Annotated in this window: 21 protein-coding genes, 2 pseudogenes and 1 riboswitch; of the genes and pseudogenes, 19 read left to right on the plus strand and 4 right to left on the minus strand. The window is 70.9% G+C overall.

Annotation, left to right across the window (positions count from 1 at the left end; genetic code table 11):
- Positions 1-32 precede the first annotated feature (32 nt).
- The 7 genes from J7E91_RS28115 (at position 33) to J7E91_RS28145 (ending at position 5,959) form a co-directional block, all read left to right on the plus strand.
- Positions 33-530, plus strand: a complete 498-nt coding sequence (locus tag J7E91_RS28115) for an NUDIX hydrolase (RefSeq protein WP_214909501.1) — start codon at positions 33-35, stop codon at positions 528-530.
- A 55-nt stretch (positions 531-585) separates the two neighbouring features.
- A complete protein-coding gene (locus tag J7E91_RS28120) occupies positions 586-894 on the plus strand; it encodes a DUF2469 domain-containing protein (protein WP_003993268.1) in 309 nt (102 codons plus the stop codon).
- 83 nt (positions 895-977) lie between these two features.
- Positions 978-1,346, plus strand: a complete 369-nt coding sequence (locus J7E91_RS28125; protein WP_214909375.1) for a YraN family protein — start codon at positions 978-980, stop codon at positions 1,344-1,346.
- Entirely contained in the window at positions 1,346-2,971 is a 1,626-nt protein-coding gene (locus tag J7E91_RS28130) for a YifB family Mg chelatase-like AAA ATPase (protein ID WP_214909376.1), read from the plus strand. Before J7E91_RS28125 ends, J7E91_RS28130 begins: the two co-directional genes overlap by 1 nt.
- Before the next feature lie 92 nt (positions 2,972-3,063).
- The gene (dprA, locus tag J7E91_RS28135; RefSeq protein WP_214909502.1) at positions 3,064-4,224 is read left to right on the plus strand and encodes a DNA-processing protein DprA; all 1,161 of its coding nucleotides are present in this window, start codon (positions 3,064-3,066) and stop codon (positions 4,222-4,224) included.
- A gap of 241 nt (positions 4,225-4,465) precedes the next feature.
- Positions 4,466-5,302 carry an RNA polymerase sigma factor WhiG gene (gene whiG, locus J7E91_RS28140; RefSeq protein ID WP_214909378.1) on the plus strand — a complete coding sequence of 279 codons (837 nt, stop codon included), beginning with the start codon at positions 4,466-4,468 and terminating at the stop codon, positions 5,300-5,302.
- A gap of 93 nt (positions 5,303-5,395) precedes the next feature.
- Positions 5,396-5,959 carry a TetR/AcrR family transcriptional regulator gene (locus J7E91_RS28145; protein ID WP_214909503.1) on the plus strand — a complete coding sequence of 188 codons (564 nt, stop codon included), beginning with the start codon at positions 5,396-5,398 and terminating at the stop codon, positions 5,957-5,959.
- 248 nt (positions 5,960-6,207) lie between these two features.
- On the opposite strand, the pseudogene J7E91_RS37390 reads toward J7E91_RS28145, so the two are convergent.
- Positions 6,208-6,429 (minus strand): annotated as a pseudogene (locus J7E91_RS37390) (peptidoglycan DD-metalloendopeptidase family protein); the annotation flags it as partial.
- Here J7E91_RS37390 and J7E91_RS37395 point away from each other — a divergent pair.
- From J7E91_RS37395 to J7E91_RS28195, 10 genes are all read left to right on the plus strand, one after another.
- Positions 6,329-6,703 carry a hypothetical protein gene (locus J7E91_RS37395; protein ID WP_374224790.1) on the plus strand — a complete coding sequence of 125 codons (375 nt, stop codon included), beginning with the start codon at positions 6,329-6,331 and terminating at the stop codon, positions 6,701-6,703. The pseudogene J7E91_RS37390 and the gene J7E91_RS37395 overlap by 101 nt on opposite strands.
- Positions 6,704-6,882: 179 nt before the next feature.
- Positions 6,883-7,818 carry a 30S ribosomal protein S2 gene (gene rpsB, locus J7E91_RS28155; protein WP_214909379.1) on the plus strand — a complete coding sequence of 312 codons (936 nt, stop codon included), beginning with the start codon at positions 6,883-6,885 and terminating at the stop codon, positions 7,816-7,818.
- Between the two features lie 101 nt (positions 7,819-7,919).
- Positions 7,920-8,756 carry a translation elongation factor Ts gene (tsf, locus tag J7E91_RS28160; RefSeq protein ID WP_214909380.1) on the plus strand — a complete coding sequence of 279 codons (837 nt, stop codon included), beginning with the start codon at positions 7,920-7,922 and terminating at the stop codon, positions 8,754-8,756.
- A 157-nt stretch (positions 8,757-8,913) separates the two neighbouring features.
- A complete protein-coding gene (gene pyrH, locus J7E91_RS28165; protein ID WP_251016361.1) occupies positions 8,914-9,669 on the plus strand; it encodes a UMP kinase in 756 nt (251 codons plus the stop codon).
- Positions 9,670-9,799: 130 nt separating this feature from the next.
- Complete coding sequence (gene frr, locus J7E91_RS28170; RefSeq protein WP_214909381.1) at positions 9,800-10,357, plus strand: ribosome recycling factor; 558 nt, start codon at positions 9,800-9,802, stop codon at positions 10,355-10,357.
- Positions 10,357-11,355, plus strand: a complete 999-nt coding sequence (locus J7E91_RS28175) for a phosphatidate cytidylyltransferase (RefSeq protein WP_214909382.1) — start codon at positions 10,357-10,359, stop codon at positions 11,353-11,355. The genes frr and J7E91_RS28175 overlap by 1 nt, the downstream gene beginning before the upstream one ends.
- A 165-nt stretch (positions 11,356-11,520) precedes the next feature.
- On the plus strand, positions 11,521-12,627 hold the full coding sequence (gene rlmN / locus J7E91_RS28180) for a 23S rRNA (adenine(2503)-C(2))-methyltransferase RlmN (protein ID WP_214909383.1): 1,107 nt from the start codon (positions 11,521-11,523) through the stop codon (positions 12,625-12,627).
- 40 nt (positions 12,628-12,667) lie between these two features.
- Positions 12,668-12,771, plus strand: a riboswitch (TPP riboswitch).
- Positions 12,772-12,844: 73 nt separating this feature from the next.
- Complete coding sequence (locus tag J7E91_RS28185) at positions 12,845-13,939, plus strand: thiamine ABC transporter substrate binding subunit (protein WP_214909385.1); 1,095 nt, start codon at positions 12,845-12,847, stop codon at positions 13,937-13,939.
- Between the two features lie 38 nt (positions 13,940-13,977).
- Positions 13,978-15,597 (plus strand): iron ABC transporter permease, encoded by a 1,620-nt coding sequence (locus J7E91_RS28190; protein WP_214909505.1) that lies wholly within the window; start codon positions 13,978-13,980, stop codon positions 15,595-15,597.
- A complete protein-coding gene (locus tag J7E91_RS28195) occupies positions 15,597-16,622 on the plus strand; it encodes an ABC transporter ATP-binding protein (protein ID WP_214909386.1) in 1,026 nt (341 codons plus the stop codon). Before J7E91_RS28190 ends, J7E91_RS28195 begins: the two co-directional genes overlap by 1 nt.
- Before the next feature lie 211 nt (positions 16,623-16,833).
- On the opposite strand, the gene J7E91_RS28200 is transcribed toward J7E91_RS28195, so the two are convergent.
- Complete coding sequence (locus J7E91_RS28200) at positions 16,834-17,499, minus strand: response regulator transcription factor (protein WP_214909387.1); 666 nt, start codon at positions 17,497-17,499, stop codon at positions 16,834-16,836.
- The gene (locus J7E91_RS28205; protein ID WP_214909388.1) at positions 17,493-18,677 is read right to left on the minus strand and encodes a sensor histidine kinase; all 1,185 of its coding nucleotides are present in this window, start codon (positions 18,675-18,677) and stop codon (positions 17,493-17,495) included. Before J7E91_RS28205 ends, J7E91_RS28200 begins: the two co-directional genes overlap by 7 nt.
- A gap of 141 nt (positions 18,678-18,818) precedes the next feature.
- On the opposite strand from J7E91_RS28205, the gene J7E91_RS28210 reads away from it, so the two are divergent.
- Together J7E91_RS28210 and J7E91_RS28215 are read left to right on the plus strand one after the other, a co-directional pair.
- On the plus strand, positions 18,819-19,934 hold the full coding sequence (locus tag J7E91_RS28210; RefSeq protein ID WP_214909389.1) for a glycosyltransferase 87 family protein: 1,116 nt from the start codon (positions 18,819-18,821) through the stop codon (positions 19,932-19,934).
- Positions 19,931-21,054: pseudogene (locus J7E91_RS28215) on the plus strand (glycosyltransferase family 4 protein). Before J7E91_RS28210 ends, J7E91_RS28215 begins: the two are co-directional and overlap by 4 nt.
- Here J7E91_RS28215 and J7E91_RS28220 read toward each other — a convergent pair.
- Positions 21,040-22,167, minus strand: a complete 1,128-nt coding sequence (locus tag J7E91_RS28220) for an LOG family protein (RefSeq protein WP_214909390.1) — start codon at positions 22,165-22,167, stop codon at positions 21,040-21,042. The pseudogene J7E91_RS28215 and the gene J7E91_RS28220 sit on opposite strands and share 15 nt — an antisense overlap.
- Positions 22,168-22,342: the final 175 nt, after the last annotated feature.

Genomic DNA, 22,342 nt, shown 5'->3' on the forward strand with positions numbered 1-22,342 from the left:
CGAGCGGTGAGGCGAGGGTGGAGACGCGGGCGCTGACCGAGGCGCGGGGCCGGCTCCGGAAGGTCGCGCGGGTGATCCTGCTCGACCCGGACGACCGCGTCCTGCTGCTGCACGGGTACGAGCCGGAGGACCCAGCGCTGACCTGGTGGTTCACCCCTGGTGGCGGGCTGGAGGGCGACGAGACGAGGGCCGAGGCCGCGCTGCGTGAGCTCGCTGAGGAGACGGGGATCACAGAGGTCGAACTCGGCCCGGTGATCTGGCAGCGGCACTGCTCGTTCATGTTCGACGGGCGGCGCTGGGACCAGGACGAATGGTTCTACCTGGCCCGTACGACGCGGACCGAGACGGTGCTGGACGGGCTGACCGGACTCGAGCAGCGGAGCGTCGCCGGCCTGAGGTGGTGGACCTCCGCCGAACTGTCCGCGACGCGTGAGACGGTGTACCCCATCAAGCTCGCCGGGCTGCTGCGTACGCTGCTCGACGAGGGTCCTCCTGGTACGCCGACGGTATTGGCCCCGGAAGTCGCATAGGGGCGCACGGGGCTGGCGCACAATAGGGGGACGCAAGGCTGAAGGGGAACATGCCATGAGCGCCGAGGACCTCGAGAAGTACGAGACCGAGATGGAGCTCAAGCTCTACCGGGAGTACCGCGATGTCGTCGGTCTGTTCAAATACGTGATCGAGACCGAGCGGCGTTTCTACCTCACGAACGACTACGAGATGCAGGTGCACTCGGTCCAGGGTGAGGTCTTTTTCGAAGTTTCCATGGCGGACGCCTGGGTCTGGGACATGTACCGGCCGGCGCGGTTCGTCAAGCAGGTGCGGGTGCTCACGTTCAAGGACGTGAATATCGAGGAGCTCAACAAGAGTGATCTTGAGCTTCCGAGTGGCTGACTTTTCCACAACTGGCGGGTTGTCCACCAAGATCCACTAGTTGGTGATGATCGCGGCACATTCGGTTCCGGAGGTGGAACCGGATGAACGCGAAGAATGCCACAGGAGCTCTCGGCCGGTACGGCGAGGATCTCGCGGCGCGCAGGCTCGTCGAGGACGGCATGACCGTCCTGGAGCGCAACTGGCGCTGCCGCGCGGGAGAGATCGACATCGTCGCCCGGGACGGCGACGCACTGGTCATCTGCGAGGTCAAGACCCGCAGAGCAGGACCGTTCGAGCACCCGATGCAGGCCCTCAGGTCCACGAAGGCAGAGCGGCTGCGCCGCCTCGCCGAGCGCTGGACGCACGAGCACGGAGGACCCCCGCCGGGCGGGGTGCGTATCGACCTTGTCGGGGTGGTGCTGCCCCGGCGCGGAGCGCCCCTCGTCGAGCACGCGCGGGGGGTGGCGTGATGGGCTTCGCACGCACGTGCTCGGTGGCCCTGGCCGGTGTCGAGGGTGTGGTGGTGGAGGTCCAGGCGGACCTGGAGCCGGGAGTGGCCGCCTTCACGCTGGTGGGGTTGCCGGACAAGAGCCTGATCGAGAGCCGGGACCGGGTGCGGGCGGCCGTCGTCAACTCCGGGGCCGACTGGCCGCAGAAGAAGCTGACGGTGGGGCTCAGCCCGGCCTTCGTCCCCAAGAGCGGCAGCGGGTTCGACCTCGCCGTCGCCGTGGCCGTGCTGGGGGCGGCGGAGCGCATCGACCCCAAGGAGATCGCCGATCTGGTGATGATCGGGGAGCTGGGGCTCGACGGGAGGGTCCGCCCGGTGCGCGGCGTCCTGCCGGCCGTCCTCGCCGCCGCCGAAGCCGGGTACCGGCAGGTCGTCGTACCGCAGCAGACGGCGGCGGAGGCCGGGCTGGTGCCGGGCGTCTCGGTCCTCGGCGTGCGGAGCCTGCGCCAGCTCATCGCCGTGCTCACCGGAGCCGAGGTGCCGCAGGAGGACCTGGCCGAGGCAGGGCGGCCCGACGCCATGCTCGCGGGGCTGATGGTGCCGGGCGCCGGGGTGGGGACCGGACTGGCGGCCGGTGACCGAGGGGGCGGGGGCGACGGCCCCGATCTGGCGGATGTCGCGGGGCAGCACGCGGCGCGTACGGCCCTGGAGGTCGCGGCCGCGGGCGGTCACCATCTGCTGCTCCACGGCCCGCCGGGTGCGGGCAAGACGATGCTGGCGGAACGGATGCCGGCGATCCTGCCGCCGCTGACCCGGCAGGAGTCGCTGGAGGTGACCGCAGTGCATTCGGTGGCGGGCATCCTGCCGCCGGGCGAGCCGCTGGTCAGGACACCGCCGTACTGCGCCCCGCACCACTCGGCGACGATGCAGTCGCTGGTGGGCGGGGGCAACGGACTGCCGAGGCCCGGGGCCGTCTCGCTCGCGCATCGGGGCATCCTCTTTCTGGACGAGGCACCCGAGTTCAGCGGGCGTGCCCTGGACTCCTTGCGGCAGCCGCTGGAGTCGGGGCACGTGGTGGTGGCGCGGAGCGCCGGTGTGGTGCGGCTGCCCGCCCGGTTCCTGATGGTTCTGGCGGCGAATCCGTGTCTCTGCGGGCGTCACACGCTGCACGGTTCGGGGTGCGAGTGCCCGCCGTCGGCGATCCGCAAGTACCAGGCGCGGCTGTCGGGGCCGCTGCTCGACCGGGTCGACCTGCGGGTCCGGGTGGAGCCGGTGCAGCGGGCCGATCTGCTGGGCCAGGGCGGGCGCAGCGAGCCGACGGCCGTGGTCGCCGAGCGCGTCCGGGAGGCGAGGGCGCGGGCGGCGGCGCGGCTGGAGGGCACTCCGTGGCACACGAACAGTGACGTGCCAGGACATGAGCTGCGTACGCGCTGGCAGCCGGCGCCCGGGGCTCTCGGCGCGGCCGAGCAGGACATGGAACGGGGGCTGCTGACGGCCCGTGGCCTCGACCGGGTACTGCGCGTCGCCTGGACGGTCGCCGACCTGGCCGGCTGCGACCGCCCCGACGAACGCCATGTCGACCTGGCGCTTGAGCTGCGTACGGGGATCGCGCGGGGCGCCCCGGCGCTGATGGGAGGCGCGGGGTGAACGGGGGCGCGGGGGAGGAGACGGCCGAAGGAACGGGCGAGGGGACTGTCGAGGGGGAGGCCGGTGGTGTCGGGACGGGATCGGGTCAGGGAGTGGATGAGCTGGAGCGGCTGGCGCGGGCGGCGTTGACCCGGGTCATCGAGCCGGGGGACGAGGACGGCGGGCGGTGGCTTCGGGAGTGCGGGGCGGTGGAGCTGATGCGCAGGCTCACCTCGACCGACTTCGAGGAAGCGGCCGAGGTGCTGACCGGCGTGACGGGGAAGCGGCTCGGCGGCTACCGGATGCGGGCCGCGGCGGCCGACCCCGCGCGGGACCTGGCGGCGGTGGCCGCGGTCGGCGGCCGCTTCGTCTGCCCCGGCGACGAGGAGTGGCCCGGGCAGCTCGACGACCTGGGGGACGGCCGGCCGGTCGGGCTGTGGGTGCGGGGCCGGCCGCATCTGAGGATGTGGGCGCTGCGGTCCGTCGCCGTCGTCGGGGCCCGGGCCTGCACCTCGTACGGGGCGCACATGGCGGCATCGCTGGGCGCCGGGCTCGCGGAGCGTGGCTGGGTCGTGGTGTCCGGGGCCGCGTTCGGCGTCGACGGCGCCGCCCACCGGGGAGCGCTCGCGGCGGGCGGCGCCACCGTCGCGGTGCTGGCCTGCGGGGTCGACGTCGTCTATCCGCGGGGGCACGCGGAGCTGATCGGGCGCATCGCGGAACAAGGACTGGTGATCGGGGAGTTGCCGCCCGGGGGCCATCCCACGCGGAGCCGGTTCATCCTCCGGAACCGGGTGATCGCCGCCCTCACCCGGGGCACGGTCGTGGTGGAAGCGGAGTACCGCAGTGGCTCACTGGTCACGGCACGCAGCGCGCAGCGGCTCGGGCGTTTCACGATGGGTGTACCCGGCCCCGCCACCAGCGGACTCTCGGCGGGCGTGCACGAACTGCTGCGGGGCGAGGGCGTGCTGGTCACCGACGCCGCGGAGGTGGTGGAACTGGTCGGGGACATCGGCGATCTCGCCCCGGCGCGCCGGGGGCCCGTACTGCCCAGGGACCTGCTGGATCCGGTCGCGGCTCTCGTACTGGAGTCGCTGCCGGTCCGGGGCTCCGTCGACGCGCGCGGCGTCGCCCGGGGCGCGGGGACCACCCCCGAGGACGCCCTCGGCAAGCTGTACGAACTGCACTCGTTGGGGTTCGTCGAACGGCTGGGTGACGGCTGGCAGTTGACGCCCGGGGCCGTGCGCCCTGCGAATGTGCGGCGAGGCGGTACTTGACCAGCGGCATTCGGGTGAAAAGGTACTGGTTATGGCCTTCTCAGCCCTCCCGGACCGCTCTCCGGGGCCGCCGTACACGGTGACGGCCCCGGAGCGGCGTGTGTCTCCCGGCATTCATCTTGAAGGGGGCCATCCCATATCCTGCGCGGACTGCGACGGCGCAGTCACGCTACGCTCACGAGGGTCCCCATACAGGCGCAAGATTCCCCCGACGTCACAGCAGAACGGCTCAAGGCAACGCATGCCCCAGCACACCTCCGGGTCTGACCGCGCGGCAGTGCCACACGCGGCGCGTGGCAGCGTGCGGCCCGCCGCACCCTCGTCGCTCGACGAGTTGTGGCGGTCGTACAAGACCACGGGCGACGAGCGGCTGCGGGAGCAGCTGATCCTGCACTACTCGCCGCTGGTGAAGTACGTCGCGGGGCGGGTGAGCGTCGGGCTGCCGCCCAACGTCGAGCAGGCCGACTTCGTCTCCTCAGGAGTCTTCGGGCTCATCGACGCCATTGAGAAGTTCGACATCGAGCGGTCCATCAAGTTCGAGACATACGCGATCACCCGCATCCGCGGCGCCATGATCGACGAACTGCGGGCCCTCGACTGGATCCCGCGATCGGTGCGGCAGAAGGCCAAGGCGGTCGAGCGCGCGTACGCGACGCTGGAGGCGCAGTTGCGCCGTACGCCCTCCGAGAGCGAAGTCGCGGCGGAGATGGGCATCCTGCTGGAGGAACTGCACGCGGTTTTCAGCCAGTTGTCGCTGGCGAACGTCGTCGCCCTGGAAGAACTGCTGCACGCCGGAGGAGAGGGCGGCGACCGGCTGAGTCTGATGGACACGCTGGAGGACACCCACGCCGACGACCCGGTCGAGGTGGCCGAGGACCGGGAACTGCGCCGGATGCTCGCCCGCGCCATCAACACGCTGCCCGAACGCGAGAAGACCGTGGTCACGCTGTACTACTACGAAGGTCTCACCCTCGCCGAGATCGGCAATGTGCTGGGGGTGACCGAGAGCCGGGTCAGCCAGATCCACACCAAATCGGTGCTCCAGCTCAGGGCGAAGCTGGCCGACGCGGGACGTTGACAAGCGCTGAATCGTCCCTGCCGCTCCCGTTACGTCGTCACGGCGGCGGCTCATCCGTAGAGTGGGACCGTGCCAAGGATTCGAGCGGCCTCGGTGGCCGAGCACCGGACGATGCAGCGCGGCGCCCTGCTGGACGCCGCCCGCTCCCTGCTGTCCGAAGGCGGTACGGAAGCGCTGACCTTCCCCGCCCTCGCTGAGCGCACCGGCCTCGCCCGGTCGTCCGTGTACGAGTACTTCCGTTCCCGCGCCTCCGTCGTCGAAGAGCTGTGCGCCGTCGACTTCCCGGTCTGGGCGGCCGACGTCGAGAACGCCATGGAGCGGGCCGACACCCCGGCGGGCAAGGTCGAGGCGTACGTACGCGCGCAGCTCGTCCTGGTCGGCGACCGGCGTCACCGCGCCGTGGTCGCGATCTCCGCGAGCGAGCTCGACGCAGGGGCCCGGGAGAAGATCCGCGCGGCGCACGGCGGTCTGGTGACCATGATCGTCGACGCGCTCGGTGCGCTGGGCCACGAGCAGCCCCGGCTGGCCGCGATGATGCTCCAGGGAGTTGTCGACGCTGCGGTGCGGCGTATCGAGCTCGGTGCGGCGGAGGATCCGGACGTGATCGCGGATACGACGGTCGCCATGGCGCTGCATGGGGTCCAGGGCAAGGCCTGACGCGTCGCCTGCGGCGGGCTTGTTCCCCGTCCCGCCCCTTCGCGAACCATGGCTCCGCCCCAGACCCCGCTCCTCAAACGCCGGAAGGGCTGGATGCTCCCGGTGGCGCCTTCGGCTTTCGGCATGCCGAAGACCGGCAGCAGGCGGGGCGGGCCCCGGCGGAGCAGGTGGTCAGGGAGCAGCGTCAGTGGGTTCAGGTAGGTCTTGCCTCGGCGCAGGCCCCAGTGCAGGCAGGCGGACGGGCAGTGGAACGGGCCGTCCTGGAGTACGCCCACCACTTGGCCGGCTCTCACCTCGTCGCCCTTCGCGACCAGCGCGCGCACCGGTTCGTACGTCGTCCGCAGCGGCGGTTCCCCCGTATTCGGCAGGGTGACGGACAGGACCCCGCGCCCCGCGACCGGGCCCGCGAAGGAGACCCGCCCCGAGGCCACCGCCCGCACCGGCTCACCCGGCCCGGCGGCCAGGTCCACGCCGCGGTGCCCGGCCGCGTACGGGGAGGGCGGCGGCTCCCAGGACCGTACGACCGGGGGGCGCTCGCCCACCGGCCACACCGCCGCCTCCGGGATCGCACCGGCGATGGCGTCCGGGGGAGGGGTGAGCATCGCGGTGATCAGGGCCAGTACCAGCACAGTCATTCGTCGCATCCACACACCGTCGCGTGACGAGACGATTCCTGGGGATCATGACGCCGATCTGTGGATCGCGGGACGGTTGTGGACATCGCCGTCACCCGGCACCGCGTAGGTCCCGTACACTTCTTGTGGCGATCCGGGTCACCGGGTCGACTTCGCACGCCCCGCCACCACACCCTCTCTGCGGTGGGTGGCCGCGCCGCTCGGTCCCTCGTGGCACGGCGCATGGGGCGTCAGGCGCGACCGCAATCCTGCGGACGCGGCAAACCGAGTAACTCAAGGAGTACGGCCATGGCCGTCGTCACGATGCGGGAGCTGCTGGAAAGCGGCGTCCACTTCGGTCACCAGACCCGTCGTTGGAACCCGAAGATGAAGCGCTTCATCTTCACGGAGCGCAACGGCATCTACATCATCGACCTGCTGCAGTCGCTGTCGTACATCGACCGCGCCTACGAGTTCGTCAAGGAGACCGTCGCCCACGGCGGCTCCATCATGTTCGTCGGCACCAAGAAGCAGGCGCAGGAAGCGATCGCCGAGCAGGCGACGCGCGTGGGCATGCCCTACGTCAACCAGCGCTGGCTCGGCGGCATGCTGACCAACTTCTCCACCGTCTACAAGCGCCTTCAGCGTCTGAAGGAGCTTGAGCAGATCGACTTCGAGGATGTGGCCGCGTCGGGCCTCACCAAGAAGGAGCTCCTGGTCCTCTCCCGCGAGAAGACCAAGCTGGAGAAGACCCTTGGTGGTATCCGCGAGATGTCCAAGGTGCCCAGCGCCGTCTGGATCGTGGACACCAAGAAGGAGCACATCGCCGTCGGTGAGGCGCGCAAGCTCCACATCCCGGTCGTCGCGATCCTCGACACCAACTGTGACCCCGACGAGGTCGACTACAAGATCCCGGGCAACGACGACGCGATCCGCTCCGTCACCCTGCTCACCCGCGTGATCGCCGACGCCGTCGCCGAGGGCCTCATCGCCCGCTCCGGCGCCGCGACCGGCGACCAGAAGCCGGGCGACAAGGCCGCCGGCGAGCCGCTCGCCGAGTGGGAGCGCGACCTGCTCGAGGGCGACAAGAAGGCTGACGAAGCCGCTCCGGCCGCCGACTTCGAGGTGCAGACCTCCGCCGAGACCGAGAAGGTCGCCGACGCGGAGAAGGCCGACGAGGCCGCCCCGGCCGAGGCTGCTCCGGCCGAGGCCGCTGCCCCGGCCGCCGAGGCCGAGCAGGCCTGACACCCGTCACGGTTGACGACGGCGGGGGAGGGCGCGACAAGCGCCCGCCCCCGCCGCCACCCGTAGATCTTCGTTTCGACTTCGAGAGAGATTCACAGATCATGGCGAACTACACCGCCGCGGACGTCAAGAAGCTCCGCGAGCTCACCGGCGCCGGCATGATGGACTGCAAGAAGGCGCTCGACGAGGCCGAGGGCAGCGTCGACAAGGCCGTCGAGGCCCTGCGCATCAAGGGCCAGAAGGGCGTCGCCAAGCGCGAGGGCCGTTCCGCCGAGAACGGTGCCGTCGTCTCCCTCATCTCCGACGACAACACCTCTGGTGTCATCGTCGAGCTGAAGTGCGAGACGGACTTCGTCGCCAAGGGTGACAAGTTCCAGGCCGTCGCCAACGCGCTCGCCGCCCACGTCGCCGCGACGTCCCCGGCGGACATCCAGGCGCTCCTCGCGTCCGAGATCGAGCCCGGCAAGACCGTCCAGGCGTACGTCGACGAGGCCAACGCCAACCTCGGCGAGAAGATCGTCCTGGACCGCTTCGCACAGTTCTCCGGCGCCTACGTCAGCGCGTACATGCACCGCACCATGCCCGACCTGCCCCCGCAGATCGGTGTCCTGGTCGAGCTGGACAAGGCCGACGCCGAGCTGGCCCGCGGCATCGCCCAGCACATCGCCGCCTTCGCTCCGAAGTACCTGGACCGCGACGACGTCCCCGCCGAGGTCGTCGAGGCCGAGCGCCGCGTCGCCGAGGAGACCACGCGCGCCGAGGGCAAGCCCGAGGCCGCGCTCCCGAAGATCGTCGAGGGTCGCGTCAACGGCTTCTTCAAGGAGGCCACCCTCCTCGGCCAGCCGTACGCCCTGGACAACAAGAAGTCCGTCCAGAAGGTTCTGGACGAGGCCGGTGTCACCCTGAAGCGCTTCTCGCGCATCAAGGTCGGCATCTAGTCCGTTTCAGCGATCGAGCGTGGACCCCGCTAGGGTCTACAGCAGTCGGACGCGCACGTAACGGACGACCGCAGATCTTACGAGGAGGCCATTGCCGCGCACGGGACTCAGCACCCACCGGCAATGGCCTTCTTCGTATGTGCACTAGGAGATCTCCATGACGAATACCCAGAAGAGCGACGACGGCAAAGTGACCGGCCGTTTCATGCTGAAGCTGTCCGGCGAGGCGTTCGCGGGCGGCGGCGGCCTGGGTGTGGACCCTGACGTCGTGCACGCCATCGCGCGGGAGATCGCCGCCGTCGTGCGTGACGGTGCGGAGATCGCGGTCGTCATCGGCGGCGGCAACTTCTTCCGTGGCGCCGAGCTCCAGCAGCGCGGCATGGACCGGGCCCGGTCCGACTACATGGGCATGCTGGGCACGGTCATGAACTGCCTCGCCCTCCAGGACTTCCTGGAGAAGGAAGGCATCGACAGCCGCGTGCAGACCGCCATCACCATGGGCCAGGTCGCCGAGCCGTACATCCCGCTCCGCGCCGTGCGCCACCTGGAGAAGGGCCGGGTCGTCATCTTCGGCGCCGGCATGGGGATGCCCTACTTCTCCACCGACACCACCGCCGCTCAGCGTGCCCTGGAGATCGACGCCGAGGTTCTGCTGATGGGCAAGAACGGTGTCGACGGTGTCTACGACTCCGACCCCCGTTCCAACCCCGCAGCCGTCAAGTTCGACGCGCTCGAGTACGGCGAGGTCATCACCCGGGACCTCAAGGTCGCCGACATGACGGCGATTACCCTCTGCCGGGACAACAACCTTCCGATCCTCGTCTTCGAGCTGCTCGCCGAGGGCAATATCGCGCGGGCGGTCAAGGGTGAGAAGATCGGCACGCTCGTGAGCGACCGGGGCACCCGGGCCTGACCGGAGGATGGACAAACACTCTGCCGGTCGGACACCGTGCAGAGAAGACGCGCACACTCACAGACGCAGGTTCACAGGGTCTGTTCATGCAGTTCATGCCGGGCCCGATCGAGACACGCAGGAGCAAGTGGTGATCGAAGAAATCCTCCTCGAGGCCGAGGAGAAAATGGAGAAGGCCGTCGTGGTGGCCAAGGAGGACTTCGCCGCGATCCGCACCGGCCGTGCGCACCCGGCGATGTTCAACAAGATCGTGGCTGACTACTACGGCGCACTGACGCCGATCAACCAGCTGGCCTCCTTCTCGGTCCCCGAGGCGCGGATGGCCATCGTGACGCCGTTCGACAAGAGCGCGCTGCGCAACATCGAGCAGGCGATCCGCGACTCCGACCTGGGCGTCAACCCCAGCAACGACGGCAACATCATCCGGGTGACGTTCCCCGAGCTGACGCAGGACCGCCGCAAGGAGTTCATCAAGGTCGCCAAGACCAAGGCCGAGGACTCCAAGATCTCGATCCGCGCGGTCCGCCGCAAGGCCAAGGAGACCCTCGACAAGCTGGTCAAGGACAAGGAGTCCGGCGAGGACGAGGTCCGCCGTGCGGAGAAGGAGCTCGACGACACCACCGCGAAGTACGCCGCGCAGGTGGACGAGCTGCTGAAGCACAAGGAAGCCGAGTTGCTCGAGGTCTGATGAACGACTCTTCCTGGGGGGCCCCGACGCGGGGCGACTACGCCGCCGCGTGGGGACCCTCCGACCAGGGGCCTGCCCCGGCGGGTCCCGCCTACGATGCGCAGCAGGCCGAGCAGACTCGCCCCATGCCCATCGTGCCTCCCGAGGAGCCCATGCCCACCCCGCCGACGCCCCCGCAGAAGAAGCGTGCGGGGCGTAATCTGCGTGCCGCCATAGGGGTGGGCGTGGGACTCGGCGCGGTGATCATCGCGTCGCTGTTCATCTGGAAAGCCGCTTTCCTCGGCGTGATAACGGTCGCCGTGGTGGTCGGGCTGTGGGAGCTGACCTCGCGGCTGGAAGAGCGCAAGGGGATCAAGGCCCCGCTGGTGCCGCTCGCGGTCGGCGGCGCGGCGATGGTCGTGGCGGGGTACGTCAGGGGCGCGGAGGGCGCGTGGGTCGCCATGGCGCTCACCGCGCTCGCGGTACTCGTCTGGCGGATGACCGAGTCGCCCGAGGGCTACCTCAAGGACGTCACGGCGGGCGTCTTCGCGGCGTTCTACGTGCCGTTCCTGGCGACGTTCGTCGCGATGATGCTGGCGGCCGACGACGGCGCGCAGCGGGTACTCACCTTCCTGCTGCTGACGGTGGTCAGCGACACCGGGGCGTACGCCGTGGGCTGGCGCTTCGGCAAGCACAAGCTCGCACCGCGCATCAGCCCCGGCAAGACCCGGGAGGGGCTGGGCGGCGCGGTCGCCTTCGCGATGGCGGCGGGCGCGCTGTGCATGGAGTTCCTGGTGCACGACGGAACGTGGTGGCAGGGCCTGCTGATCGGTTTCGTGGTGGCCGCGAGCGCGACGCTCGGCGACCTCGGCGAGTCCATGATCAAGCGGGATCTCGGGATCAAGGACATGGGCACGCTGCTTCCCGGACACGGCGGCATCATGGACCGGCTCGACTCGCTGCTGCCGACGGCTCCGGTGGTGTGGCTGCTGCTGGTCATCTTTGTAGGTACGGGCTGACCTGCAGGTTTGTGCGTCCGGGGCCCGTCGTCCACAGGACGGCGGGCCCCTACCCCTTTTTGCGGCTGAACCGCCGCCGCTCTCGCGGAGGTGGCTGGGCGCCGTTGGGGTTGCTCAATGGCCACTTTCGGTGGTGCACAAATTGTCTGCGACACTGAATAAACCATGCCTGTACCTGGAGAACTCACTTTCGTCGCGCCGCGCGGAGCCAAGAAGCCCCCGCGGCACCTCGCCGATCTCACGCCCGCCGAGCGCCGCGAGGCCGTGGCCGCGATCGGTGAGAAGCCGTTCCGCGCCAAGCAGCTGTCGCAGCACTACTTCGCGCGGTACGCGCACGACCCGGCGGAGTGGACCGACATCCCCGCCGGTTCGCGCGACAAGCTCCAGGCGGAGCTGCTGCCGGAGTTGATGACCGTGCTGCGGCACATCAGCTGCGACGACGACACCACGCGCAAGACGCTGTGGAAAATGCACGACGGGACGCTCGTCGAGTCCGTCCTGATGCGTTACCCGGACCGGGTCACCATGTGCATCTCCTCGCAGGCCGGGTGCGGCATGAACTGCCCGTTCTGCGCGACCGGACAGGCCGGTCTCGACCGCAACCTGTCGACCGCAGAGATCGTGCACCAGATCGTGGACGGCATGCGCGCGCTGCGCGACGGCGAGGTTCCCGGCGGCCCCGCGCGGCTGTCCAACATCGTCTTCATGGGCATGGGCGAGCCGCTCGCCAACTACAAGCGCGTCGTCGGCGCCATCCGCCGGCTCACCGACCCGGAGCCGGACGGGCTCGGGCTGTCGCAGCGCGGCATCACCGTGTCGACGGTCGGCCTGGTCCCGGCGATGCTGCGGTTCGCCGACGAGGGCTTCAAGTGCCGTCTCGCCGTCTCGCTGCACGCCCCCGACGACGAGCTGCGCGACACCCTCGTGCCGGTCAACACGCGCTGGAAGGTGCGGGAAGTCCTGGACGCGGCGTGGGAGTACGCCGAGAAGTCCGGCCGCCGGATCTCCATCGAGTACGCGCTGATCCGCGACATCAACGACCAGGCGTGGCGCGGTGACCTGCTCGGCCGCCTCCTCAAGGGCAAGCGGGTGCATGTCAACCTGATCCCGCTGAACCCGACCCCGGGTTCGAAGTGGACCGCCTCCCGTCCCGAGGACGAGAAGGCGTTCGTCGAGGCGATCGCAGCTCATGGCGTGCCCGTGACCGTACGGGACACCCGTGGCCAGGAGATCGACGGAGCGTGCGGACAGCTGGCGGCTACCGAGCGATAGGCCGGGGAAAGGGCCCGTGTAACGTGGGCCGCACATTTACATATTCCGACAGGGGAGCGCCACAGCGCTGAGAGTGCGGTACGCCGCAGACCCTCTGAACCTTGCCCAGGTCATTCTGGGTAGGAAGTTCGGTCACTACTCGAGCTGTTGCGCCCTGCCCGTTTTCCGCGGGCGGGGCCGCGTCTCTTCCTGGATGTCCCATCCCAGGAGGAATTCAGTGCACACCACCAAGAAGCTCGCGGTCACGGCTCTGGCCGCGGCGCTCGGCGTCTCCACGCTCGCCGCGTGCGGGGGCGGCAAGGACGACTCCGGCTCCGGTGACGGCAAGAAGTCCAAGACCGTGACCCTGGTCAGCCACGACTCGTTCAACGCCTCCGACGCCGTACTGAAGGCGTTCACCAAGGAGACCGGCTACACGGTCAAGGTCCTCAAGAGCGGGGACGCGGGCGCCGCCCTCAACCAGGAGATCCTCACCAAGGGCTCCCCGCGCGGCGACGTCTTCTTCGGCGTCGACAACACGCTCCTCTCGCGGGCGCTCGACAACGGCATCTTCACGCCGTACGAGGCCAAGGGGCTCGGCGAGGTCCCGGCCGAGGTGCAGCTGGACAGCGGCAAGCACCGCGTCACGCCCGTCGACACCGGTGACATCTGCGTCAACTACGACAAGAAGTACTTCGCCGACAAGAAGCTCGCGCCGCCGAAGTCCTTCGACGACCTGATCAAGCCGGCGTACAAGAACCTGCTCGTCACCGAGAACGCCGGGACCTCTTCGCCCGGTCTCGGCTTCCTGCTCGGCACGGTCGGTCAGTACGGCGACGACGGCTGGCAGGGCTACTGGAAGAAGCTCAAGGCCAACGGCGTCAAGGTCGTCGACGGCTGGGAGCAGGCCTACAACGAGGAGTTCTCCGGCTCCGCCGGCGGCAAGGCATCGAAGGCCGACCGGCCGCTCGTCGTCTCGTACGCCTCCAGCCCGCCGGTCGAGGTGCTGTACGCGAAGCCGCAGCCCAAGGAGGCGCCGACCGGCGTCGCGACCGGCACCTGCTTCCGGCAGACCGAGTTCGCCGGGCTGCTGACCGGTGCGAAGAACGAGGAGGGCGGCAAGGCGCTCATCGACTTCCTCATCGGGAAGAAGTTCCAGGAGGACATGCCGCTGAACATGTTCGTGAACCCGGTGGTCAAGGACGCGAAGCTGCCCGAGCTGTTCACGCAGCACGGCGTGGTCGTCGACAAGCCGCAGACCGTGGCCCCGGAGAAGATCGCTGAAAACCGCGAGCAGTGGGTCAAGTCGTGGTCCTCGCTCGTCCTGAAGTAGGCAAGGCCGTGCGCGGGAGCGCGGTGCGGCTCGGTCTCATGGCCGTGCCCGTCGCGTTCTTCGCGGCCTTCTTCGCCTACCCCGTGGCCGCGATCGTCGGTCGCGGGCTCAAGGTGGACGGCGTCTGGCGGTTCGGCCGGATCGGCGAGGTGCTCGCCGATCCGGACATCCTCGATGTTCTGTGGTTCACCGCGTGGCAGGCACTGGCCTCCACGGCCCTGACACTGCTGATCGCGCTTCCGGCGGCGTACGTCTTCGCCCGGCTCGACTTCCCCGGCAAGCAGCTGCTGCGCGCCGTGATCACCGTGCCCTTCGTGCTGCCTACGGTCGTCGTCGGGACCGCCTTCCTGGCGCTGCTCGGGCGGGGCGGACTGCTGGACGAGCTGTGGGGCGTACGGCTCGACACCAGCGTGTGGGCGATCCTGCTCGCGCACGTCTTCTTCAACTACGCGGTCGTCGTACGGACCGTGGGCGGCCTGTGGTCGCAGCTCGACCCGCGCCAGGAAGAGGCGGCCCGGGTGCTCGGCGCCGGGCGGTTCACCGCCTGGCGGCGGGTGACGCTGCCGGCGCTCGTGCCCGCCGTGGCCGCCGCGGCGCTGATGGTCTTCCTGTTCACGTTCACCTCCTTCGGTGTCGTGCAGATCCTCGGCGGGCCCGCCTACTCCACCCTGGAGGTGGAGATCTACCGGCAGACCGCGCAGTTCCTGGACCTGCCGACGGCGGCCGTGCTGACGCTGGTGCAGTTCGCGGCGGTGGGCGCGATCCTCGCCGTACACGCGTGGACGGTACGGCGCAGGGAGAGCGCCCTGAAGCTGGTCGACGCGGCGCAGACGGCGCGGCCGCCGCGCGGGGCAGGGCAGTGGGCGCTGCTCGGCGGCGTGCTCGCCACGGTTGCGGGGCTCATCCTGGTGCCGCTCGGGGTGCTCGTCGAGCGGTCGCTGGACGGGCCCGACGGGTACGGGTTCGGGTACTACCGGGCGCTTCAGTCGGCGGGTGCGAGCGGGGGCACCTTCCTCGTACCGCCGCTGGAAGCGGTGTGGAACTCGCTGGAGTACGCCCTGGCCGCGACCGCCATCGCGCTGGTGGTCGGCGGGCTCGCGGCGGCGGCCCTCACCCGGCGGGCGGGGCGGCTCGTGTGCGGCTTCGACGCGCTGCTGATGCTGCCGCTGGGCGTGTCGGCCGTGACGGTGGGCTTCGGTTTCCTCATCACGCTCGACCGGCCGCCGCTGGATCTGCGTACGTCGTGGATTCTGGTGCCACTCGCGCAGGCGCTGGTGGGTGTGCCGTTCGTCGTACGCACGATGCTGCCCGTACTGCGGGCGGTCGACGCGAGGCTGCGCGAGGCGGCGGCCGTGCTCGGGGCCTCGCCGCTGCGGGCGTGGCGGGAGGTCGACCTGCCGATGGTGCGGCGGGCGCTGCTCGTCGCCGCCGGGTTCGCCTTCGCCGTATCGCTGGGCGAGTTCGGGGCGACCGTGTTCATCGCGCGGCCCGACAATCCGACGCTGCCGGTGGCCGTGGCGCGGCTGCTGGGGCGGGCGGGGGACCTGAACTACGGGCAGGCGATGGCCCTGAGCACGATTTTGATGGTGGTGTGCGCGGTGTCGCTGCTGGTCCTGGAACGCATGCGGCCCGACCGAACCGGATCCGGGGAGTTCTGATGTTGCGGCTGGACGGGGCGACCGTGCGGTTCGGGAAGCGAGCCGTGCTCGACGACGTAAACCTGGAGGTCGCCGACCACGAGATCGTGTGCGTGCTCGGGCCGAGCGGCAGCGGGAAGTCCACGCTGCTGCGGGTCGTCGCCGGGCTGCAGGCGGCGGACGCCGGGCGGGTGCTGCTCGACGGGCGCGACCAGCGCGGGGTGCCGGTGCACCGGCGGGGGGTCGGGCTGATGTTCCAGGACCACCAGCTCTTCCCGCAGCGGGATGTCGGGGGAAACGTCGCCTTCGGGCTGCGGATGCGCGGCGAGGCGAAGGCGGAACAGGCGCGCCGGGTCGGTGAGCTGCTGGACATGGTCGGCCTGCCGGGCGCCGGACGGCGGGCGATCAGCACACTGTCGGGCGGTGAGCAGCAGCGGGTCGCGCTGGCGCGGGCGCTCGCTCCGGAGCCGAAGCTGCTGATGCTCGACGAGCCGCTGGGACAGCTGGACCGCGGTCTGCGTGAGCGGCTCGTCGTCGAGCTGCGGCAGCTCTTCGGGCGCCTGGGTACGACCGTGCTGGCCGTCACGCACGACCAGGGCGAGGCCTTCGCGCTCGCCGACCGGGTGGTGGTCATGCGGGAGGGCCGGATCGCGCAGACCGGCACGCCGCTGGAGGTCTGGCAGCGGCCGGCCTCCGAGTTCGTCGCGCGCTTTCTGGGCTTCGACAATGTGGCCGCCGCGACGGTCAGTGGCGAGGCGGCCGACACGGTGTGGGGCAAGGTCCCTGTCCCGGCGGGGACGGCGCAGGGTGAGGCCCGGCTCCTGGTCCGCCCGGCGGGCGTCAGGCTGGTGCCGGTGGAGGAGGGGCTGCCGTGTGCCGTTACGGGGCGGACCTTCCGGGGCCACCACGTCGCCGTACTCCTGCAGCCGGCGGGGGCGCCGCTGCTGGAGGCGGAGTGCGCGCTGCGGGACGCGCCGGAGGTGGGGGCGGAGGTAGGCGTCGCCTTCGCGGCGGACGAGGTCGTGGTGCTGGGGGCGGCGGACTGACACCGGGACGGGCGGCGCCTGCGGCGTGCTGGCTCCCCTGCCCGCCCCTTCCCGCTGTGACATTGTGCGGCTCCGCCGCGTGGGGTCTCGGCTCCGGAGCCCGCTCCTCTGTATCGCCGGAGGGGCTGGGTGGTGCCGCGTTGCGGCGACCACACAGCCCCTCCGGAGTTTGACGGCATGCCCGAAGGACGCAGGGGCCGTTCTGGTTCGGTCAGGGTGTGGCCCCCGCGCGGACCAGACCCAGTTCGTACGCCAGGATCACCGCCTGCGCCCTGTCCCTGAGGCCCATCTTCGTGAAGAGACGGTTGATGTGGGTCTTCACGGTGTGGTCGGTGATGGTCAGGCGGTGGGCGATGTCGGCGTTCGACAGGCCCTGTGCGATCAGGACCAGCACCTCGACCTCGCGGGCGGTCAGGTCCGCGACCGTGCGCGCCGGTCGCGCGGCGGCCCGTCCGCTGATGAACTGCCCGATCAGCCGTTTCGTGATCTCGGGCGAGAGCAGTGCGTTGCCGGCCGCCACCACTCGAACCGCGTGCAGCAGTTCGGGGAACGTGGCGTCCTTGAGGAGGAAGCCTCCGGCGCCGGCCGCCAGCGCCTCGTACACGTACTCGTCCAGACCGAAGGTCGTCAGCATCAGCACCTTCGTCGCGCCGTTCGAAGCGGCGAGGATCTCGCGCGCGGCCTCGATGCCGTTCTTGTGCGGCATGCGGATGTCGAGCAGGGCCAGGTCGGGGCGCGTCTCGGCGGCGACACGGACCGCCTCCGCGCCGTCCTCGGCCTCGCCCACCACCTCGATGTCGTCCTGGGTGCCGAGCAGGCTCACGAAGCCTGTCCGTACGACCGCCTGATCGTCGGCCACCATTGCCCTGATCACCAAGGAAGCTCCCCCTCCACCAGAAAACCGCCGTCCGGGCCCGGGCCCGCACTCAGCCTGCCGCCGACCAGCGCCGCCCGCTCACGCATCCCGGCCAGCCCGTGGCCGGTCGTCGCCGGTGCGGTGAGTCCCGGTCCGTCGTCGCCTATGCGCAGCGCCAGCCGGTCGGAGCCGTAATCGATCTGCACCACCGTACGGGCGCCGGGCGCGTGCTTGCGCGCGTTGGTCAGCGCCTCCTGCACGATGCGGTACGCCGACAGCTCCCACGCGGCGGGCAGTGACACCTGCTCGCCGGTGACCTTCAGTTCCGCCTCGCCGCCCACCGCCCGGTGCTGGTCGAGGAGTTCCGCGAGGTGACCGAGCGTCGGCTGCGGAGCGGTGAGGGGCGTGCCGGTCTGCTGCGGGGTGCGCAGTACGCCGAGGAGGCGGCGCAGTTCGGCCATCGAGGAGCGGGCGGTGGACGCGATCTGCTGGAAGCCGTCGCGGGCTTCGGGGGTGAGACCCGGGGAGGTGTATGTCGCGCTCTCCGCCTGCACCGCGATCATCGACACCGAGTGGGCGACGATGTCGTGCAACTCGCGGGCGGTGGCCGCCCGTTCCGCCTCGGCGGCCTGTTGCCGCTCCATCGTGATCAACTGGGCGTGGGCCAGGGCGCGTTCGTTGCGCGTCTCCTCCCGGGCGCGTACGGCGTCACCCATCGACACGGCGCCCAGGAGTACCACCGACAGTACGAACGCCTCGGCGAAGAGCCCCAGGGAGCCGGGACCGCCGAGCGCGGGCACCGGCAGTCCGTCCTGCCGTGACCAGTCGGCGATGTGCGCCAGATTCACGGCGAGGGAGCCGAGTGTGCCGCCCGCGATCAGGATCGCCGGGTGGTGGACGCGGTGGCGGCCGAGCGTATAGAAGCCGACGAGCCCGCTGACGATGGTGCAGATGTAGAGGCTGCTGCCCGCGGCGAAACTGACCAGCCCCGTGGCGACCGTGAGCACGGCGACGGGCGGGCACGAACGTCGCCACATCAGCGACGCGGCGGAGAGCAGTACGCCGGTCGCGATGGTCACCGAGCCGGGGTAGGCGAGCAGTTCCGCGACCGCGCAGGCCGTCAGCGCGCCACCGGTGATCCAGGGGTAGGCGGGGGTGGCGGTCCAGGTGCGGAAGCGCCGGCGGGGGGACGAACTCATGCCCCCATTCTTCGGGTTGGGCGGACGGTGTGCGTCACCGCACGGGTTGAGCCGGCCGGCGGATGTCATGCCACGGGTTGATGGTGAGGATCGGATTCTCGTTTGACGCCGTAGGGGCGGGCGATTCCTAGCGTGGCACGCATGAGTGATCTCCGCGTTCCGGTGTCCACACCGTCTGTCCGGCTTGCGCGGTACGGGTGGGCTGCCTGTGCGGCCGTCGCACTCGCGCTTGCCGCCCTGTCGGACCTCACGCCCCACCGGGTGTGGGGCCTGACCGCGTCCCTCGGCTACGGGGCCGCCGCGCTCACCGCCTCGCGGGCGGTCGCCGCTTCCCGGGCGGTCGCCGTGGCCGGCGCGGTCGTACTGCCGCTGGGCGTCCTCGTCGCCACCGGGCTGGCGCAGCTCGAAGTGGCCGTCGTGGAGCGTGCGGGGGAGCTGCTGTCGGCGACCGGCAGCCCGTACCTCCCCGCCCCCTCCGCCGTCGCCGACTTCAACCCGTACCTGCCGGGCATGGCGGTCTTCGGACTGCTTCCCGGTGACGGCCGCTGGTGGATGGGCGCGGTGTTCGCCGGTGCGACACTGGCCGCCGCCGGGGGCGGGGGCCGGCGCGGCAGGACGGCATGGCTGATGGCTTGCCCGGTCGTCGCCCTGCCCCTGTGCGTGGGCGGCACGGACCTGCCCGTCGTGGGGCTGATGTGCCTCGGGATCGCGCTGACGGGACAGGGCCGGTCCTGGCAGCCGGGGCTGGTGCTCGGCGCGGCCGCCGCTCTCAAGTGGACGGCCTGGCCCGCGCTCCCGGTCGCCTTCGCGCTTCTCGCCGTACGGAACGGGGGGCGGCCGGCGGGGCGTTTCGCCGCCGTGGCGCTGGGGACCGCCGCCGTGGCCGTCGCGCCGTTCGCCTTCGCGGACCCCGGTGGTTTCTACGCGAACGTCGTCGCCTTCCCGCTCGGCCTCGGTACGGCCGCCTCGCCTGCCGCCAGCCCGTTGCCGGGCCACCTCCTCGCCGCGTATGTGCCCGGCGGCACGGTGATCGCTCTGTCGCTGCTCGCGGTCAGCGCCCTGCTGCTGGCGGCCTCCCTGTTCGTACGGCCACCCCGCACCGTCCTCGCCGCAGCGGACCGCCTCGCACTCGGCCTCGGGCTCGCCATGTCCCTGATGCCGGCCACCCGCTTCGGCTACCTCGTCTACCCGCTGGTGCTCTGGGCGCTGCCCCGGTGCGCGCGGTCCGTACCCGCCTCGCGAAAGGTCCCGGCATGACCCGCACGCTTGTCGTCACCAACGACTTCCCGCCCAGGCAAGGCGGCATCGAGACGTTCGTACACGCTATGACGAGCCGGTTTCCCGTCGGCGAAGTCGTCGTCCACACCTCGTACGAGCCGGGCTCGGCGGCGTACGACGCGACTCTCCCGTACCCCGTCGTCCGCGAACCCGTGCGGACGCTGCTGCCCACCCGGCGGACCGCTGCCCGGTCGGCCGCGATCGCCCGCCGGTACGGCTGCGACCGGGTGTGGTTCGGGGCAGCCGCGCCGCTGGGGCTCATGGCGGAGCGGCTGCGGCACGAGGCCGGTATACGGACCGCCGTCGCGACGACGCACGGCCACGAGGTGTGGTGGGCACACACGCCGGGCGCGCGGGTGCTGCTGCGGCGGATCGGGGCGCGGGCCGACACGGTGACGTACCTCGGGGCGAGCACCCTACCCCCATCGCGGCGGTGCTCGGGCCGGGCGCGCGGCTGGAGCGGCTCGTTCCGGGCGTCGACACCACCGTCTTGGGACCCGGACTCGACGCGGCGCCGGTACGGGAGCGGTACGGCCTCGGGGACCGGCCGGTGATTCTCTGCGCCGCGAGGCTCGTCGCGCGCAAAGGGCAGGACACACTGGTCAGGGCGCTCGGGAGGGTGAGGCGCGAGGTGCCGGGCGCTGTGCTGCTGCTCGTCGGAGGCGGTCCGTACGAACGGAGGCTGCGGCGGATCGCCGCCGAGTACGAGGTCATGGAATCCGTCGTCTTCGCGGGCGGTCATCCGCACGATGCCATGCCGTCCTTCTACGCCGCCGCCGATGTCTTCGCGATGCCGTGCCGTACGCGAAAGCGCGGGCTGGAGGTGGAGGGGCTCGGGATCGTCTTCCTGGAGGCCGCCGCCTGCGGACTGCCGGTCCTGGTGGGCGACTCGGGCGGGGCGCCGGACACCGTACGGGACGGGGAGAGCGGTCATGTCGTCGACGGGCGGTCGGACGCGGCGGTCGCCGAGCGGCTGGTGCGGATGCTCTCCGACCCCCTTCTCGCCCGGACGATGGGCGAGAAGGGGCGGCACTGGGTGCGTACGGAGTGGAGCTGGGACCGGTCGTACGAGCGGCTGGCGGAGTTACTCGGCCGATAGGCGGGCCAGGGCCGCCGGGGCCTCTTCGACGGTGTCGACCAGGGCGATGCGGGACTCCATCGGGCGCCCCTTGGCCAGGGACTGGAGAAGAGACCAGGTGGGGAGCTTCTCGGTCCAGTGGGCGCGGTTGACGAGGACCATGGGGGTCGGTTCGCCGTGCGATTCGTAGTAGTTGGGGGTCGCGTTGTCGAAGATCTCCTGGACCGTGCCGGCCGCGCCGGGCAGGAAGACGACGCCGCCGTTGCACCGCGCGAGAAGGCCGTCTTCGCGGGTGGCGTTGGCGAAGTACTTCGCGATGTGACCGGCGAAGGCGTTCGGGGGCTCGTGACCGTAGAACCAGGTGGGAATGCCGATGGAGTCGCCGCCGGACGGCCAGCGCTCCCGGACGTCGAAGGCGGCGCGGGCCCAGTCGGTGATGGAGGGGGAGAACGACGGGGTCTTCGCGAGGAGTTCGAGCGCGTCGTCGAGTACGGCGTCGTCCTGGAACGGGGCCAGGTACGCGCCGAGGTTCGCGGCCTCCATCGCGCCGGGGCCGCCTCCGGTGGCGACGGTCAGGCCGCTGCGGGCGAGGGTACGGCCGAGGCGGGCGGCGCCGGCGTAGGCGCTGGTGCCGCGGGCCATGGCGTGGCCGCCCATGACGCCGACGACGCGGGCGCCGGCGAGCTGTTCGTCGAGGGCGTCGGAGACGGCGTCGTCGTGGATGGAGCGGAGCATCGAGGCGAATATGTCGCCGTCGGCCTTGGTGCGCTGGAACCAGGCGTAGGCGAGGGCGTCGGGGGTGGCTTCGTACCCGGCATCAAGGTGCTCGAAGAGCGCTTCGGGTGTGTAGAGGAGCCCGCGGTACGGATCGAACGGCAGGTCGGGGACGGGCGGGAAGACGAGCGCTCCGTCCGCGCGGACCTTGGCGAGGCCGTCGGGTTGCATGGGGCAGCCGAGGAACACGGCACCGGATGTGGCGACGGCGAGGAGGTCGGGGGTACGGGCCGTCAGGTCGACGGCCTGTACGCGGCAACCGTCTAGCGAGCCGCGCGCGACGGCTTCGTCGAACTCGGCGAGGGTTTCGATCTCGCGGTCATGGGCGGGGTCGTGGGCGCGGTCCGTGAGTTGAGGCACGCGAAGATGCTAGGCGGTGCGCGGCGCGGGGCGGTGGGCCGGGCCGGGTGTCCCTGCGGTGTGTGGGCTGCCGTGGCGGGCCGGGGCGTGCTGAGGGGGACGCGGTGCTGTGGGGCGCGGTTCCCGGTGTGGTCTGACGGGGCGGGGGCCGGTGCCGCTGCCCCGGGCTTCTCGG

The organism is Streptomyces sp. ISL-99, from assembly GCF_018614005.1.
In the GTDB taxonomy this organism is placed as follows: Bacteria; Actinomycetota; Actinomycetes; order Streptomycetales; family Streptomycetaceae; genus Streptomyces; species Streptomyces flavidovirens.

Bases quoted from the DNA above. Each gene is read 5' to 3' on its own strand.
- J7E91_RS28120 (WP_003993268.1), top strand. From the start codon at position 586: ATGAGCGCCGAGGACCTCGAGAAGTACGAGACCGAGATGGAGCTCAAG.
- J7E91_RS28125 (WP_214909375.1), top strand. From the start codon at position 978: ATGAACGCGAAGAATGCCACAGGAGCTCTCGGCCGGTACGGCGAGGAT.
- J7E91_RS28130 (WP_214909376.1), top strand. From the start codon at position 1,346: ATGGGCTTCGCACGCACGTGCTCGGTGGCCCTGGCCGGTGTCGAGGGT.
- whiG (WP_214909378.1), top strand. From the start codon at position 4,466: ATGCCCCAGCACACCTCCGGGTCTGACCGCGCGGCAGTGCCACACGCG.
- rpsB (WP_214909379.1), top strand. From the start codon at position 6,883: ATGGCCGTCGTCACGATGCGGGAGCTGCTGGAAAGCGGCGTCCACTTC.
- tsf (WP_214909380.1), top strand. From the start codon at position 7,920: ATGGCGAACTACACCGCCGCGGACGTCAAGAAGCTCCGCGAGCTCACC.
- pyrH (WP_251016361.1), top strand. From the start codon at position 8,914: ATGACGAATACCCAGAAGAGCGACGACGGCAAAGTGACCGGCCGTTTC.
- J7E91_RS28175 (WP_214909382.1), top strand. From the start codon at position 10,357: ATGAACGACTCTTCCTGGGGGGCCCCGACGCGGGGCGACTACGCCGCC.
- rlmN (WP_214909383.1), top strand. From the start codon at position 11,521: ATGCCTGTACCTGGAGAACTCACTTTCGTCGCGCCGCGCGGAGCCAAG.
- J7E91_RS28190 (WP_214909505.1), top strand. From the start codon at position 13,978: ATGGCCGTGCCCGTCGCGTTCTTCGCGGCCTTCTTCGCCTACCCCGTG.
- J7E91_RS28195 (WP_214909386.1), top strand. From the start codon at position 15,597: ATGTTGCGGCTGGACGGGGCGACCGTGCGGTTCGGGAAGCGAGCCGTG.
- J7E91_RS28205 (WP_214909388.1), bottom strand. From the start codon at position 18,677: ATGAGTTCGTCCCCCCGCCGGCGCTTCCGCACCTGGACCGCCACCCCC.
- J7E91_RS28210 (WP_214909389.1), top strand. From the start codon at position 18,819: ATGAGTGATCTCCGCGTTCCGGTGTCCACACCGTCTGTCCGGCTTGCG.